A 15,295-nucleotide genomic window follows, 5' to 3' on the forward strand; every position below is an offset into this window, starting at 1 on the left:
TTGGTATATAATGTATAAAAACGAAATTAGTAAAGAGAAAAGTAAGTATATGAAAGGGGAACGGTAATATGGAGAGAAACACAGTTATAGAATATACAATTCGAACTGCTACTGAAGAGGAAAGTGATAGCATTATCACGCTATTAAAAGAAGTGGCACAGTGGTTACAACATAAAGAAGTGGATCAGTGGCAGTATCTGTTAGGAGAAGAAGCTACGGCTGAAATACTAGAAAGTATAAAAGAGAAATATACATATGTGGTTACGAAAGAAGATGAAATTATCGGTACAGTTACAGTATCTCCTAAACAAAATGAATGGGATGAATATATTTTTGGGAAAGAGGAAGTTTCTAATTCATTATATATTCATAGATTTGCGGTGAAACGGAAGTATAAGGGGAACGGAATAGGAGAATGGATGTTACAGTGGATAGAAGAGAATGTACAACATGATAAAGAGTTTTTAAAACTAGATTGTGTAGGGCATAATCGCATATTAAATGATTTTTATAAGAGAAATGGTTTTGAATATGTTGGCAGTACAGATGAACTTAGTAAGTTTCAAAAGAAAAGGGGATAGTGAATGAATCAATTTGATACGGGTTTAGTTAAACGGTTAATAGGGGAACAGTTTCCTGAATGGGCACATTTAGAGGTAAAACCTGTAAAGTTTAGCGGGCATGATAATAGAACGTTCCACCTAGGTGATGAAATGAGTGTAAGATTGCCAAGTGATGCAGCATATGTACCGCAAGTAGAGAAAGAAAATAAGTGGCTACCTATATTAAGTAAGGAGCTTTTTTTACCGATTTCTTCTCCAATTGCGAAAGGAAATCCGTCTAAAGCATATCCGTGGCCTTGGTCTATTAATAAGTGGGTAGAAGGAGATACTGTTACGAAACAAAATGTTCGTGACCTAAATGAATTTGCGGCGGACTTAGGATCATTTTTAGTGGAATTGCAATCCATTGATGCGAGTAACGGCCCAATAGCTGGAGCACATAATTTTTACCGAGGCGGGCTTATATCTGTATATGATGAAGAGGCGAGAGGGGCTATTGAAAATAATAAGGACGTTTTTAATGAAACAGTATTAAAGCATCTTTGGGATTTAGCACTTCAGTCAACATGGAACCGTAAGCAAGTTTGGGTTCATGGAGATGTTGCACCAGGAAATCTACTCGTTAAGGACGGAAAGCTTTGTGCCGTAATTGATTTTGGTATTTTAGGAGTAGGGGATCCGGCCTGTGATGCAGCGATGTCATGGACGTTTTTTGATAAAAGTAGTAGAAAGATATTTAAAGAAGTACTACAAATAGATGAAGAAACGTGGAATAGAGCGAGAGGGTGGGCACTTTGGAAGGCGTTAATTACGTATGATGCGAATAAGATTAGTAATAAGATAGTGGCAGAAGAATCGTATCGTGTCATTCAAGTAATTGTGGATGATTATGGACAGTAATAGAAAAAGCCTATTTTGAATCATACGATCAAAATAGGCTTTTTTATATGATTAATCGATACTTAAAGCTTTTTTACCCATTTGATTATAACTGTGCTCAAATCGGGATTTTACCATTGGCTGGTCTTTTTTACCGTCTAATGGGTCATTATAATAAATGTTACGATCATCTACACCAGTTATGATAATAGTATGTGCATTTCTGTATCCATTTACGGTTTTTCCTTGAGGTGTTTTCCAAGTTTGTTCTAGTTGTGGAGCAGTTATTCTGTTTCCTACCCACGCTACAACTGGTTTACCATTACGTACATAGCTTTCTAATACAGAGAAATCCTGTCCTGTTAAATCTGTACCTCTTGCATGTTTATCAAGTAATTGTTTCAATGGTGCCGGGTTAATAGAGTAACCCAATCTTTTTCCTGTTACGTCACCAACGAATCCGATGTCTGGATCACCCCAAACTGTAATTTTTCCGCCTTCTGCCATCTGATATCTCGTTGTATCAAATGGCATTTGATTAGCAAAGTCTACTTTATTTAATGAACGTCCTGTATAGTATTCTAAAAGCATTTGGAGTGAAACAACTGCACTTCCTTTTTGTAGTTCCGGCAATTGATTAATGGCAGGAACATTTAAGAGGAGCTTTGGACGTAAGAGATAAGACATGTTTATCCATTTTGGTCCTTTATCTGTACGAATTTGTACCCATCCGTCATCTCCCATAGCTAATTCTTCGATGCCGCCTTCTGGAGCATACTTTCCAGATATTTTAGAAGAAAAATTAGGGCTATCGTAAGCGAAAAATGTTTGTGGTATGTATGTTAGTTCTTTTCCTTCCCCCTCTTTTAAATATGGATTCATCCATTGAAGCCCTTCGCTAGTGCGAATCTTTAACCAGATGCTATTTTCTTCAACGACTGTTACAGTTTGAGGGGGATATTTACCAACCACGTATCCTGTTCTTGACGGTCTATCAAAGGTAACAAAGTTTTTATCAATGTATACTTGTTTCTCTTTTAATGGTGTCCACTTTAACCCATGATCCGTCGCAATTTTGATCCAGCCGTTTTCAGATTCATCGAATACAGTAACGGTTTGTGGTGCATATTCAGCAAGTATACCTGAATGAAGAGAGGTTTCAGGATAAATAAAATAATGTTGTTTCATAGTAACTTGCTTTAATTTAATTTCTTTATCTTTCGATTGGTCTGTGCGAGCAACTAAACTTGCAGCTTCTGCACGGGTAATCGTGTTATCTGGATACCAATGACTACCACCATAGCCCAGTGAAATACCAAGAGCAACAAGAAGATTAGCCGATTTTTCACTCCAATGTCCTTTTAAATCTCGGAATACAGTAGGTAGTTTTTCAGTGGCTTTTTTGTCTAAGTTATATGCATGAACAAGCATAGAGGCCATAGCAGCTCTCGTTAGCTTTCCAGAAGGTTCGAAATTTCCATTCCCGATGCCTTTAATAATCCCAGCTTTTTCAACTGCAGCAATATAAGGAGTAGCCCAATGTTCTTGAGAATCTTTAAATGATGGCTTTGCTGAAGCGTCTATTTGTAAGTTTAATATTTTTGCCATGATAATTGCGGCAGAAGCTCTATCAATTTCAAGATTAGGTCCAAATGTACCGTCTGGTAAACCGGATAAGACTTTTTTCTTTACTAAATAATCAACGGACGGCTTTGCCCAGCCAATAACATCAGGAAACTGATAGTAGTAATCGTCTTCGTCTTCGTAATTCCCCAATTGCGCATTATTTTTTTGTGTTACAGTTTCACTCACAGCGAAAGAACTAGATGGAGCGATGATAGCACCAAATAGCAACGCACTTGCCATAGTTATTTTTATTGTTTTCAAATTTCCATTCTCCTTCTATTTTTATGTAGGTTAATTTAAAGAGTAAATTGAAAAAAAGAAATAATTTAGTTACAAAATATATGTTTGAAATGATTATATGTAACATGTATGAAAGATATTATATGATAATTTTTGGAGACTGACAATAAAAATGTAAGATTATTGCTTGTGTAATTTTCAAATGAAAAGAAGGGATTCAATATAATTATACAGAATATTTAGATAATAGGAGGTGTCGAATTTTGAGTGAAATTGAATTAAAAAGGAATGTAATTAAGACTGGGAGTGAGAAGGGGGTTATTCTTCGGTTTATACTCGCTAGTCTAGTTGGGGTATTTATGTTTTTCGTACCAGTTACGATAAATGGTGCTTCTTCCATAATGATTGATCATATCGTGTCGTGGATTAGAGCTTCGGTTCCAAGCGTCGTACCTTATTACGCACTACTCGTTATGATAATGGGTGCGATTTATCCGTTTTATACGAAAAAATGGAATACATCTATCGTAGATATTTGCTTTTCGATTTTAAAAGTGGTTGGCGTCGTTTTCGGTGTATTATATTGTTTGAAAGTAGGGCCAGCTTGGTTCTTTGCGCCAGATGTTGGACCGTTTTTGTATGAGAAACTAGTAATATCGGTAAGTTTACTCGTTCCGATTGGTTCGGCTTTTTTAGCGTTATTAGTCGGGTACGGATTACTTGAATTTATCGGTACGTTTTGCCGTCCCATTATGAGACCGTTATGGAAAACTCCAGGCCGGTCAGCAATCGATGCGGTTGCTTCCTTTGTGGGGAGTTATTCGTTGGCCTTATTAATTACAAATCGCGTGTATAAAGAAGGAAAGTATACGACAAAAGAAGCAGCGATCATCGCTACAGGTTTTTCTACAGTATCCGCAACATTTATGATTATCATCGCAAAAACATTAGACATTATGCATTTATGGAATGTTTATTTTTGGACTACTCTCGTTGTAACATTCATCGTAACTGCTATCACCGTAAGAATCCCGCCTCTTAGTAGAAAACCAGATACATATGTAACGGAAGAAGGGTTCCCAGAGCCCATTTATAAAGAGAAAATGCTAGAACGTGCTTGGGAAGATGCGCTAGAGGTATCAAAGTCTGCACCGAGCATTATGAAAAATATTGCAGTGAACTTAAAAGATGGTTTTATTATGACGATGGGAATTTTACCATCGATTATGTCTGTAGGGTTAATTGGTATTGTCTTAGCGAAGTTTACACCAATATTTGATTGGGTCAGCTACATTTTCTATCCTTTTACATGGCTATTACAATTACCAGAAGCAGACTTAGCTGCTAAAGCAGCATCCGTTGGTATTGCAGAAATGTTTTTACCATCATTATTAGTAGTTAGTGCACCACTTGTGACAAAGTTTGTCATTGCGGTCGTTTCAGTATCATCTATATTGTTCTTCTCAGCTTCCATCCCTTGCATTTTATCGACAGATATTCCGTTAAAAGTATCAGAACTTATCATTCTCTATGTACAAAGAACGATATTAACGTTGCTTATCATTACACCAATTGCTTATTTGTTGCTTTAAAAAGGGGAAAGGTATAAAAAAGAATCCTTCTATAAAAGGAAGGATTCTTTTGTTTAGTGTTTTTATCAATTAAATACCTTAAAATGTATACTTTTTTGATGTTTTATTTATTTTTCGAATATGACGTAATACTTCTTAAGAAAATTCCTAACCCTGCAAAAAAGAATCCTAAGCATAATAAGCTTCCTGGCGTTCCCCAAGTAATTTGATCTAGCATGTTTATATCCTCCCATTTACCCCATATTAATTAACTGTAAAACTCTCACTTTATTATCATATAGTATTTTTTTGGTTTAATCCAGAATTATCCATACTGTTAAGTTGAAAAATTGATTCATAAATGAAAAAAGAATCTTTTTGTAGAAAGAATAGTATTTTTGGTATGTGAACTTTTAAAGAACGTATATAGACCTTTAGAAAAAGAAAAACCTTACATGAAATAAAACCAGTATAAATTCGGCTTGCTATAATAGGATGTACACGGTAATTGTTAGAGGTTTTTGCCGATTCTTACGTAAGAAGGTATTAAAACTTTAATTTCAATATCCGTATAATAAAATTTATATTTCTATGATATAGTAAGAAAAAGGGGGCTTACAAATGGAAATCATTCACGAAAGAGTAAAGCTACGGTTAATGGATAGTGATGATGTCGAAACTTTGTTTTCGATTGTAGAAGGAAATCGGGAAATTTGGGCGTATTTAATCTCTAAAATGGATAGTGTGCAAGATATGCAGCAATATGTGCAAAAAGCGATACAAGGTTATGGAAAAGGTACGCAAATTCCTTTCGTTGTAGTGGATTTACAGACAAATGCGATTGTAGGAAGTACACGTCTATATAATATTTCAGTAGAAGATAAAACAGTTGAGTTAGGACAAACGTGGTATCATCCAAGTGTCCAGCGTACGAGTATAAATACAGAGTGTAAGTATATGCTTCTCCAGTATGCTTTTGAAAAACTGCATATGCTGAGGGCACAAATTAAGACGGATGCAAGAAATGAAAAAGCACAACGAGCAATTGAAAGGTTAGGAGCAGTAAAAGAGGGCGTGCTTAGAAATGAAAGAAAATTACCGAATGGACATGTGAGAGATGCGGTTGTGTATAGTATTATCGCAAGCGAATGGCCAGTTGTGAAAGCACGTCTGTTAGAAAAATTAGAATTGTATAAAGAAAAGCTATAATTCGTGTTTTGAAAGGTATATTATTTGTAATACATAAAAAATATACCTTTTTTCTTACAAAATGCTACTTTATTTTAATTCCTTTTGTTTCATCGTTCCCTTCTGAGAAAAAATTCGTTACAATGTAGTTGTATGGTAATAAACTTATGAATTTAAAACATGTAATGAAAACCGCAAATGAAAATGAATTGATAATCCTCAATTTTAAATGAAAACCCTTTTATACATAAATAACAAGTAAAGTTCCTTCTTTTAAATAAACTCAAACAAAACGATTTGATATAAATGTTTTTTTATAGAAGTATGGATGATGTACGGAGGCAATTACAAATGAAAGAAAATAAGAAGAGTAAGAAAAGACGAATCTTTCAAGTATTTTTACTAATGATTTGTTCTGCTATTTTATATGTAAGTTATGCAGCTTACGATATTTGGAGTTATCGTTTTAAAACAGATGATAGCGTGAAAACGGATGCTGGTATCGTACTAGGAGCAGCTTCTTGGAACGGAAAACCATCTCCTGTATTTAAAGAAAGAATTAATCATGCGATTTCTTTATATAAGAACGGAAATATTAAAAAGATTATTTTTACAGGTGGTACAAAGTTTGAGGCAGAGCTTGAGGAAGCGCGTACTGCAAGAGTATATGCAATGAAACAAGGTGTAAAAGAGGAAGATATTTTAATTGAAACAAAATCTCTTTTCACTGAAGAAAATTTAAAGAATGCGAAGGAAGTTGGAATAGAGAACGGAATACGCACATACACGATTGTAAGTGATCCACTTCATATGAAACGCGCAATGAGAATCGCAAAACATATTAATATTGAAGCGTATGCTTCACCAACGCCGACATCAGCATATAAAACGTTAGATACAGAAATACCATTCTTCTTTAAAGAATTATTCTCGTATATTGGATATGTAACCTCGTTGCCATTAAAGGCATTGAAGGGAGACTAATAAGAAAAGAACCTATCTTTAAATAGGAACTTTTCTTATTAGTCAAAAACATTGTATTTTTATCGGAATAGTGAAACAATAGAGAGGTAGCTTCATATAATCATAATGACAAAATGAACGGTTCATGAATCGAACATAAAGGAGATTATAGTATGGCACTCTCATTTGTTGAAACAGAAAAACAATCTTTCATTATTGAACAAATAAATAAATTGATTCCGAAGTTCATGGAAAGGGAGCATCAACTAAGTGAATTAGGATCATTTCCGTATGAAAATATAAATGATTTAAAAGATATCGGATATACGAAATTAACGTTACCGAAGGAATTTGGTGGTAGTGCGATTTCTTTATATGACTTCGTTTTATTTCAAGAGAAAATTGCGGAAGGTTGCGGAGCTACTGCATTATCGATTGGCTGGCATCTTGGTATTGTGAAAGAGCTGGCGGAAAATCGTTCTTGGAATGATGAGATGTTCAAATGGTTTTGCGAAGAAGTGCGTAATGGAGCGCTCTTTAACAGGGCAGCAACAGAACCGAAAACAGGGAGCCCGACGCGTGGCGGTAAACCAGAAACAATAGCGGTTCAACAAGGCGAGAAGTGGGTTATAAATGGAAGGAAAACTTTTACAACGATGGCGCCAGTACTTGATTATTTTATTATTTCAGCAAGTATGGAAGGCCAAGAAGAAGTTGGTGAGTTTGTCATTCCAAGAAATACACGTGGTGTATCCATTGAAGAAACGTGGGATAGCGTTGCAATGCGAGGGACTGCTAGCCACGACCTTGTCTTACAAAATGTAGAGATAGACAACCGTTTTTTTACGGATGTAAAAGGCGGGAAAGTGAAACAAAAGGGTATTGGCTGGTTGCTACATATACCAGCATGTTATTTAGGAATTGCACAATCAGCAAGAAATTATGCAGTTCAGTTTGCGGGATCATACAAACCAAATAGTTTAAACCATTCTATTAGTTTATTACCGAATGTTAGAAGATTAGTTGGAGAATTAGAACTCGAGCTTATGCAAGCTCGCGTCTTTTTATATCAAATTGCGAAAAAATACGATGAGGCAGAAGATAAACTGTCACTGCAAACAGAATTAGCGGCAGTGAAATATGCCGTAACAAATGCGGCGATATCCATAGTGGATAAATCAATGCGCATCGTAGGAGCAAAAAGTTTATCAGAAAAAAATCCGCTTCACCGTTATTATTTAAACGTTAGAGCAGGACTACACAATCCGCCGATGGATGATGCAACACTATCTATGTTGGCGGATGCGGCGTTTCGGTCGTAGGTTTAAAAACATACTAGCAAGAGAAAGAAGATCCTATTGTTGGATCTTCTTTTTTTATAAAAATTAATAGAAAGGGAATTCTATTAAATTAGTAATCATATTACTTAGAAATTAAGCGTAAGAATATAGTAAATGAAGGGAGATATAAAATGAATAAAGTGAAACTGAAAGTATTTCATATAAAGTATGTAATGATATGTATTTTATTCACGATTATATGTATTCTCACTTCATTCTTCATTTCTAGTAATTCAAACGTATTTAAATCGTATTATGTTAATCAATTATTAGGAACGAATTCTACGAAAGGTCTCATGTATATGATAGGTAGTGAAAATCGTTATTTTGCAGAAGAATTTCATAAAGAAAAAGGACGAGCGTCTTTGGAATCTTTTTTACTTTCACTTTCTACAAATATTAATGTAAATGACCTCCGAAGCTTATTAACTCGAGAACTTCCAAATATGAATCAATTTTATTCGGAAATATTAATTGCCGGGGAAGGAACAGATTATACGAATATTCCTGAAGAATCTAGTATTCCTTTAGAGAATATTAAGAATGAAGGTACTGCTGTTAAACACCCAAAGAGTGAGAAAGAAAACAATTCAAATACACAAAATAACGCTGAAAATAAAGTTTTTATTTATCATACACATAGTTGGGAGTCGTTTATTCCTCTCATCCCAGGTGCTACTATACCTGATGATGCCTCAAGTACAAATAATGAAGTGAACATTACGTTTGTTGGAAACTATTTAAAACAAAAGCTAGAAGAAAAAGGAATAGGTGTTTCACATGATACGACAAATATGAGAGATTTTCTGCGAAATAAAAATTTAAATTGGGCGCAATCCTACAAAGGATCCCGTCAAATATTACAAGATAAATTGGCACAAGATAAAAATATTATGTTTCCCATTGATCTTCATAGGGACGATGCACGAAAAAATATTACGAAGAAAACGATTAATGGAAAGGATTATGCACGACTCTATTTTATTTTAGGTCGAGAAAATCCTAACTATGAAAAAAATAAAAAAATAGTAACGGCAATCAATTCATATTTAGATGAAAAGTATTACGGTTTAAGCCGAGGCATTTTTATTAAAGATCGTAAAAGCGGGAACGGAGTATATAATCAAGACCTTTCTCCAAATGCTTTACTTATTGAAATGGGAGGCGTAGATAATACACCAGAAGAATTATATGCTTCCGTTGATGCATTAGTAGAAGCATTTAGCCACTATTATAATGAAGTAACTAAGAAAAATAATTAAAATAAAAAGGAGTGACATCTAGTCAGAAGTGCTAGGGGGTTACTCCTTTTTTGTAGAATATAAAATCACCAATAGATGTTAGTAGTTAAAAAATCTTTCTTTTCATTCTTCTTTTTCTAGTTTTATAGGAGAATGCTATGCTTCTTATTTCACCTACTGTATAATAAGGAAAAAGCACGAAAAGAGGTCATCTCATGCTAGAGGTTATTGCAACATGTTTAGAAGATGTAAAACGAATTGAACGAGCTGGCGGGAAGCGAATTGAATTAATTTCATCTTATACAGAAGGCGGTTTAACGCCGAGTTATGCATTTATTAAAAAAGCGGTAGAAGCAGTACATATACCGATTCACGTTATGATTCGCCCGCATGCGAAGTCTTTTACATATACGGAAGAAGAAATTGAAATGATGAAAGAAGATATTGTAGTTGCTCATAAATTAGGAGTAGCTGGTGTTGTATTAGGTGTATTAAATGAAAAAAATGAAGTGGATGAAGAGAAACTAGCGAATTTATTATCTGTGGTAGATGGGATAAATGTTACATATCACCGTGCAATAGACGACATAGAAAATCCAGTAGAAGCGATGAGAACTTTAAAGAAGTTTCATAAAGTGACTCACGTTTTAACTTCAGGTGGACAAGGAAATATAGTGGAGAATATTCCGCTGCTAACAGAAATGCAAAAGATAAGCGATGGTCAAATTCAACTTGTAGTTGGAGCTGGCGTGACGAAAGAAAATATAAAGCAATTGCTAGATGAAACTGGCATTTCGCAAGCTCATGTCGGTACAGCCGTAAGAGAAGGGAAATCATGTTTTGCTGAAATTGATCTTAATTTAGTAAAAGAATTAGTTCAAATCATAAAATAAATGCGTAAGAAAGAGGAGAAACGATGAAGGAAAATACGAAGAAAGAATTATTCTCATGGGCTAAAACGATAGGATTTACCCTTGTATTAATTGCAATTATTCGCGGTGTATTATTTACACCGTCATTAGTACAAGGCGAATCGATGATGCCTACACTAGAAAATAACGAACGAGTTCTTGTGAATAAGATTGGTTATAGTATAAGTGGATTAGAACGCTTTGATATTATCGTCTTCCACGGAAAAGAAGGATACGATTTAGTAAAACGAGTAATTGGTTTACCAGGCGATACAGTGGAGTATAAAAATGATGTTTTATATGTAAACGGAAAAGCGATGGAAGAACCATATTTAAAAGAGTTTAAAGAAAAAGCAGCAGGCCGTGTATTAACTCCAGACTTTACGTTAGAACAAATCACAGGAAAAACGAAAGTGCCAGAAGGCCAAGTGTTTGTTTTAGGAGATAATCGTGAAGTTTCTAAAGACGGTCGTATGTTTGGATTTATTTCAGAAGATGAAATTGTCGGGAAAGGACAAGCTGTTTTCTGGCCGTTGAAACAAGTGAGAGCGTTATAAAGAAAAAGTATGGGAGAAATATTCTTCCATACTTTTTTTATGCCTATTTATTTAAACGTTTGGTTTTGCTATAGCTTGAGCTTTTGAAAGAGAACCATCATTATTTCTAAATTTTATTTTGTATTCACCTTACATAAAGATTAAGTAGCTGAAAAATATATTGATAGAATTGAAAGAATATTTTATAATTTTAAATTATATGTTTGTTTCGAAAAACGGAATTTAAGTTCCGAAATTTGGAACAAGAGGGAGATAGAATGAGTATAAATAAAACGGCAGTTAAGACAATGGATATTTTAGAGTTGTTTTATGAGCATGAAGAGCTAAGTTTAACAGAGATGGTTCAGCTTACAAGTATGCCGAAAACATCTGTTTATCGTTTAATTGGCTCGTTAGAAGAAATGGAGTTTTTACAAAAAAACGAAAAGGGGAAATATCGTTTAGGAGTCGTGTTTTTACGGTTCGGTCAACTTGTTTCACAAAGACTATCCGTAAGAAATATTGCGATTCCATATATGAAAGAGCTTAGAAATAGTTTAGGGCAGGCAGTTAATTTAATTATTCAAGATGGTAATGATGCGATTTATGTGGAAAAGATGGAAGGTGCTCAACCTGTACGTGTGTATACGGCGGTTGGAAGAAGAGCACCACTTTATGCGGGTGCATGTCCGAGAATTTTACTATCGTATTTCTCTGAGGAAGAAAAACGAAAATACATAGAGGAAACGGATTTAAAGCAATTTGCAGATGGAACAATTGTAGATAAGAAACAATTGCTAGAAGTGTTACAAATGGCAAAAAAGGAAGGACATACAATTAGCTACTCTGAGTTAGAAAATCATACAGCGGCTATAGCAGCGCCCATTTTCGCAAGCGATGGAACGGTTGTAGCAGGCATTAGTATTTCGGGATTAGCAATTGAGTATAGCGAAAGTAACATTCCTTATTTTATCGCGAAGGTAAAAGAGACAGCGAATCGCATTTCGAAAGAACTCGGCTTTTTGGCATAGAAAGAGGGAGTAGGATGAAATTTTCTGCGTTAGGGGATCAAGCAATTATTGTTACATTTGGTGAAGGAATTGGAATGGATACTTACGAAAAAGTGCAGCGATTATTTCAAGCGCTGCAGCAACATCCGTTTGTAGGGATGGTTGAATGTGTTCCGTCGTTTACTTCATTAGCTGTTTACTACAATTTGTATGAAGTATGGAAGGAAAATGATAGACAGATAAGACCGTATGATTACGTATGCCAATACATAACTGGAATGTTAGATACGTATAAGGAAGAGCTGAAACGAGATGTGAAACATATTTCTATACCCGTTTGTTACGGGGGAGAATATGGACCTGATTTAGAAGAGGTCGCACATTATCACGGTTTACAAGTAGAAGATGTCATTCGAATACATAGTGAAATAACGTATTTTGTGTATATGTTAGGTTTTACACCAGGGTTCCCGTATTTAGGAGGACTATCAAAAGAACTAGAAACGCCTAGAAAAGAAACACCGCGGTTACAAATCTCTCCTGGTTCGGTAGGAATCGGCGGAAATCAAACAGGTATTTATCCGCTTGAAACACCGGGTGGATGGAATATTATTGGACGAACACCAATCTCCTTATTTAATCCGGAAGAAAAAACACCAACCTATATTCAAAGCGGTATGTATTTACGATTTATTCCAATAACGAAGGAAGAGTACGTATCACTTGAGGGGGCTAAAGAATGGATGTAGAAGTTTTGCATGCGGGAATGTTTACAACAGTCCAAGATTTAGGACGGTCTCATTATCAACAATACGGTGTGCCAGTTGGCGGGGCGATGGATCAAAGTGCACTTCGGATGATCAATATGTTAGTTGGTAATGAAGAGAATGAAGCGGCACTCGAAATGACGATTATGGGACCGAAATTGTTAATAAAGAAAACGACGTTACTTGCGATTGGCGGTGCGGATATGGAACCGTTACTAAATGGGGAGCGTATACCATTATGGCGTCCCATTTTAGCGGAAGAAGGTAGTATGCTTTGCTTTGGAAAAGTGAAAAGTGGTTGCAGAACGTATGTGACTTTTGCAGGTGGTATCCACATTGATCGTACGATGGGAAGCAAAAGTACTTACATACGTGCTGCGATTGGCGGTATAGAAGGGAGAATGTTGAAAAAGGGTGACTACTTTCAAATTGGTGTACAACCAGAAATGGCGAATCGTTTCGTTCAAGACTTACAAAAAGATGAGAGAATAAAAACGAAATGGGCAATTAGTAGTAGCGTACGACCAAAATATAAGAAAAATCCTAAACTTCGCGTCATAACTGATTTTGAATATGATCAATTTACAGAAGAAAGCAAAAAGGCATTTTTTACGAAAGAGTATAAAGTATCTAATTACGCTGATCGTATGGGTTATAGGGTTGAAGGAGAAATTTTAAATAGATCCGTTGAAAAAGAGATTTTATCGAGCCCTGTTACATTTGGAACCATTCAAGTTCCAAATGGTGGACAGCCAATTATATTAATGTCAGATAGGCAAACGACAGGTGGCTATCCGAGAATGGGAAATATCATTTCAGTAGATTTACCTCTTCTTGCCCAGCTAAAACCTGGGGACTATGTTTCTTTTGAGAAAATTACGCTTGAAGAAGCGGAACAATTGTACATAGAACAAGAAGTAAATATGAATCTATTAAAAAAATTTATAGCTTTACGAAGTTGAATTTAGGAGGGAAACATTGTGACTACAATTGATTTAAACTGTGATTTAGGAGAAAGTTTTGGCGCTTATAAAATGGGGAATGATGATGAAATTCTTCCATTCGTATCCTCTATAAATGTTGCTTGCGGTTTTCATGCAGGTGATCCGTCTGTTATGCGGCAAACGGTTGAAAAAGCTCTACAGCATAACGTAGCGATAGGGGCACACCCAGGTTTTCCAGACTTAATTGGATTTGGTAGAAGGAACATGAATGTTTCAGTAAGTGAAGTATACGATTATGTTTTATATCAAATTGGTGCATTAGACGGTTTTGTAAAAGCAGCTGGCGGGAAGATGCATCATGTGAAACCACACGGTGCTCTATATAATATGGCGGCAACTAATCCGGAAATTGCAGATGCAATTGCAAAGGCAATATATCATAGTAATCCAAATCTATTACTTTACGGATTAGCAAATAGCGAGGCGTTTATACAGGCTGCGGAAAAATATAATATAACTCTCGTACAAGAAGCCTTTGCAGATCGTACGTATAAGCAAGATGGAACATTAACGAGTCGTACGGAAGAAAATGCGCTTATAAAAAATGAAGACGAAGCGATAAAGCAAGTGCTTCAAATGGTGAAAGAAGGGTATGTAAATTCGGTGAATGGCGAGAAAGTAGAAGTTCAAGCGAAAACGATTTGTTTACATGGTGATAGTGAAAAAGCAGTACAATTTGCGGAGAGAATATACAGAACATTCGAACTTAATGGTATTTCTATTTGTGCACCGAAGTAAAAATATGAGGGGAAGTGCTGAAATGATTAAATTAATCGGGATACTACTCGTTGCAGTTGGTTTTTTATTTAGACTAAACACATTGTTAGTCGTTATGGTTGCAGGTATTGTTACGGGTATGGTTTCAGGATTAAGCTTTTATGATGTCATCAGTATGTTCGGTAAATTTTTCATAGAAAATAGATATATGTCTATGCCAATTATATTAACTTTACCGGTAATCGGAATTTTAGAGCGTTACGGTTTGAAAGAAAGAGCAGAAGCACTTATAACGAAATCAAAAGGAGCAACAACTGGAAGAGTATTAATGTCATATTTTACGATAAGAGAATCGTCAGCAGCACTTGGACTGAATATTGGTGGTCATGCACAAACGGTAAGACCACTCGTTGCGCCGATGGCCGAAGGGGCTGCGCAAGGTAAATACGGTAAGCTTCCTGAAAAGTTAAGAGAAAAGATTAAAGCAAATGCAGCAGCTGCGGAAAATACAGCTTGGTTTTTCGGAGAGGATATATTTATCGCGACTGGAGCTATTTTATTAATGAAAGGGTTCTTCGATTCAGTAGGTATGCATGTCGGTGTATGGGATATGGCGCTTTGGGGTATTCCAACTGCAATATCTGCACTTATCGTAAGCTGGATTAGATTTAGAAGATTTGATAAATATATAGCAAAAACGATGGAATCAAAAGAAAAAGAAGAGAAGGAGGCAATATAA

Annotated in this window: 15 protein-coding genes; 14 read left to right on the plus strand and 1 reads right to left on the minus strand. The window is 35.5% G+C overall.

From position 1 onward, the window contains the following. Positions 1-68: 68 nt before the first annotated feature. Complete coding sequence (locus tag ACTFRS_RS02950; RefSeq protein WP_440024301.1) at positions 69-581, plus strand: GNAT family N-acetyltransferase; 513 nt, start codon at positions 69-71, stop codon at positions 579-581. Positions 582-584: 3 nt separating this feature from the next. Continuing rightward, positions 585-1,463: an aminoglycoside phosphotransferase family protein gene (locus tag ACTFRS_RS02955; protein ID WP_440024300.1), complete on the plus strand. Its 879-nt coding sequence runs from the start codon at positions 585-587 to the stop codon at positions 1,461-1,463. 51 nt (positions 1,464-1,514) lie between these two features. On the opposite strand, the gene ACTFRS_RS02960 is transcribed toward ACTFRS_RS02955, so the two are convergent. Then, the gene (locus ACTFRS_RS02960) at positions 1,515-3,329 is read right to left on the minus strand and encodes an S-layer homology domain-containing protein (RefSeq protein WP_440024298.1); all 1,815 of its coding nucleotides are present in this window, start codon (positions 3,327-3,329) and stop codon (positions 1,515-1,517) included. A 242-nt stretch (positions 3,330-3,571) separates the two neighbouring features. Between ACTFRS_RS02960 and ACTFRS_RS02965 the strand changes: the two genes are divergently transcribed. The 12 genes from ACTFRS_RS02965 to ACTFRS_RS03020 all read left to right on the plus strand — a co-directional run bounded on the left by ACTFRS_RS02965 (position 3,572) and on the right by ACTFRS_RS03020 (position 15,295). Then, positions 3,572-4,900 (plus strand): YjiH family protein, encoded by a 1,329-nt coding sequence (locus ACTFRS_RS02965; RefSeq protein ID WP_139866016.1) that lies wholly within the window; start codon positions 3,572-3,574, stop codon positions 4,898-4,900. A gap of 600 nt (positions 4,901-5,500) precedes the next feature. Beyond that, complete coding sequence (locus ACTFRS_RS02970; protein ID WP_242293294.1) at positions 5,501-6,088, plus strand: GNAT family N-acetyltransferase; 588 nt, start codon at positions 5,501-5,503, stop codon at positions 6,086-6,088. 330 nt (positions 6,089-6,418) lie between these two features. Beyond that, positions 6,419-7,051: a YdcF family protein gene (locus ACTFRS_RS02975; protein ID WP_000662223.1), complete on the plus strand. Its 633-nt coding sequence runs from the start codon at positions 6,419-6,421 to the stop codon at positions 7,049-7,051. Positions 7,052-7,203: 152 nt separating this feature from the next. Then, positions 7,204-8,352: an acyl-CoA dehydrogenase family protein gene (locus ACTFRS_RS02980; protein WP_029438831.1), complete on the plus strand. Its 1,149-nt coding sequence runs from the start codon at positions 7,204-7,206 to the stop codon at positions 8,350-8,352. A 149-nt stretch (positions 8,353-8,501) separates the two neighbouring features. Then, entirely contained in the window at positions 8,502-9,632 is a 1,131-nt protein-coding gene (gene spoIIP, locus ACTFRS_RS02985) for a stage II sporulation protein P (protein ID WP_440024295.1), read from the plus strand. A gap of 194 nt (positions 9,633-9,826) precedes the next feature. Then, positions 9,827-10,504 carry a copper homeostasis protein CutC gene (locus tag ACTFRS_RS02990; RefSeq protein ID WP_440024293.1) on the plus strand — a complete coding sequence of 226 codons (678 nt, stop codon included), beginning with the start codon at positions 9,827-9,829 and terminating at the stop codon, positions 10,502-10,504. A 23-nt stretch (positions 10,505-10,527) separates the two neighbouring features. Beyond that, a complete protein-coding gene (gene lepB / locus ACTFRS_RS02995) occupies positions 10,528-11,079 on the plus strand; it encodes a signal peptidase I (protein ID WP_000662493.1) in 552 nt (183 codons plus the stop codon). Positions 11,080-11,336: 257 nt separating this feature from the next. Beyond that, positions 11,337-12,089 (plus strand): IclR family transcriptional regulator, encoded by a 753-nt coding sequence (locus ACTFRS_RS03000; protein ID WP_440024291.1) that lies wholly within the window; start codon positions 11,337-11,339, stop codon positions 12,087-12,089. A 14-nt stretch (positions 12,090-12,103) separates the two neighbouring features. Beyond that, a complete protein-coding gene (gene pxpB / locus ACTFRS_RS03005; RefSeq protein ID WP_139866012.1) occupies positions 12,104-12,817 on the plus strand; it encodes a 5-oxoprolinase subunit PxpB in 714 nt (237 codons plus the stop codon). Continuing rightward, on the plus strand, positions 12,808-13,797 hold the full coding sequence (locus ACTFRS_RS03010; protein WP_139866011.1) for a biotin-dependent carboxyltransferase family protein: 990 nt from the start codon (positions 12,808-12,810) through the stop codon (positions 13,795-13,797). The genes pxpB and ACTFRS_RS03010 overlap by 10 nt, the downstream gene beginning before the upstream one ends. 18 nt (positions 13,798-13,815) lie before the next feature. Further along, entirely contained in the window at positions 13,816-14,577 is a 762-nt protein-coding gene (gene pxpA / locus ACTFRS_RS03015) for a 5-oxoprolinase subunit PxpA (RefSeq protein WP_242293291.1), read from the plus strand. Positions 14,578-14,599: 22 nt separating this feature from the next. Next, positions 14,600-15,295 (plus strand): DUF969 domain-containing protein, encoded by a 696-nt coding sequence (locus ACTFRS_RS03020; RefSeq protein ID WP_060631398.1) that lies wholly within the window; start codon positions 14,600-14,602, stop codon positions 15,293-15,295.

Source organism: Bacillus cereus group sp. MYBK139-1, assembly GCF_051916915.1.
GTDB classification, from domain to species: domain Bacteria; phylum Bacillota; class Bacilli; order Bacillales; family Bacillaceae_G; genus Bacillus_A; species Bacillus_A pacificus.

What these genes read in the sequence shown, in the direction of transcription:
- ACTFRS_RS02955 (WP_440024300.1), top strand. Translation starts at nt 585, where the DNA reads ATGAATCAATTTGATACGGGTTTAGTTAAACGGTTAATAGGGGAACAG.
- ACTFRS_RS02975 (WP_000662223.1), top strand. Translation starts at nt 6,419, where the DNA reads ATGAAAGAAAATAAGAAGAGTAAGAAAAGACGAATCTTTCAAGTATTT.
- ACTFRS_RS02990 (WP_440024293.1), top strand. Translation starts at nt 9,827, where the DNA reads ATGCTAGAGGTTATTGCAACATGTTTAGAAGATGTAAAACGAATTGAA.
- ACTFRS_RS03000 (WP_440024291.1), top strand. Translation starts at nt 11,337, where the DNA reads ATGAGTATAAATAAAACGGCAGTTAAGACAATGGATATTTTAGAGTTG.
- ACTFRS_RS02950 (WP_440024301.1), top strand. Translation starts at nt 69, where the DNA reads ATGGAGAGAAACACAGTTATAGAATATACAATTCGAACTGCTACTGAA.
- ACTFRS_RS02980 (WP_029438831.1), top strand. Translation starts at nt 7,204, where the DNA reads ATGGCACTCTCATTTGTTGAAACAGAAAAACAATCTTTCATTATTGAA.
- ACTFRS_RS03020 (WP_060631398.1), top strand. Translation starts at nt 14,600, where the DNA reads ATGATTAAATTAATCGGGATACTACTCGTTGCAGTTGGTTTTTTATTT.
- ACTFRS_RS03010 (WP_139866011.1), top strand. Translation starts at nt 12,808, where the DNA reads ATGGATGTAGAAGTTTTGCATGCGGGAATGTTTACAACAGTCCAAGAT.
- lepB (WP_000662493.1), top strand. Translation starts at nt 10,528, where the DNA reads ATGAAGGAAAATACGAAGAAAGAATTATTCTCATGGGCTAAAACGATA.
- pxpB (WP_139866012.1), top strand. Translation starts at nt 12,104, where the DNA reads ATGAAATTTTCTGCGTTAGGGGATCAAGCAATTATTGTTACATTTGGT.
- ACTFRS_RS02970 (WP_242293294.1), top strand. Translation starts at nt 5,501, where the DNA reads ATGGAAATCATTCACGAAAGAGTAAAGCTACGGTTAATGGATAGTGAT.
- spoIIP (WP_440024295.1), top strand. Translation starts at nt 8,502, where the DNA reads ATGAATAAAGTGAAACTGAAAGTATTTCATATAAAGTATGTAATGATA.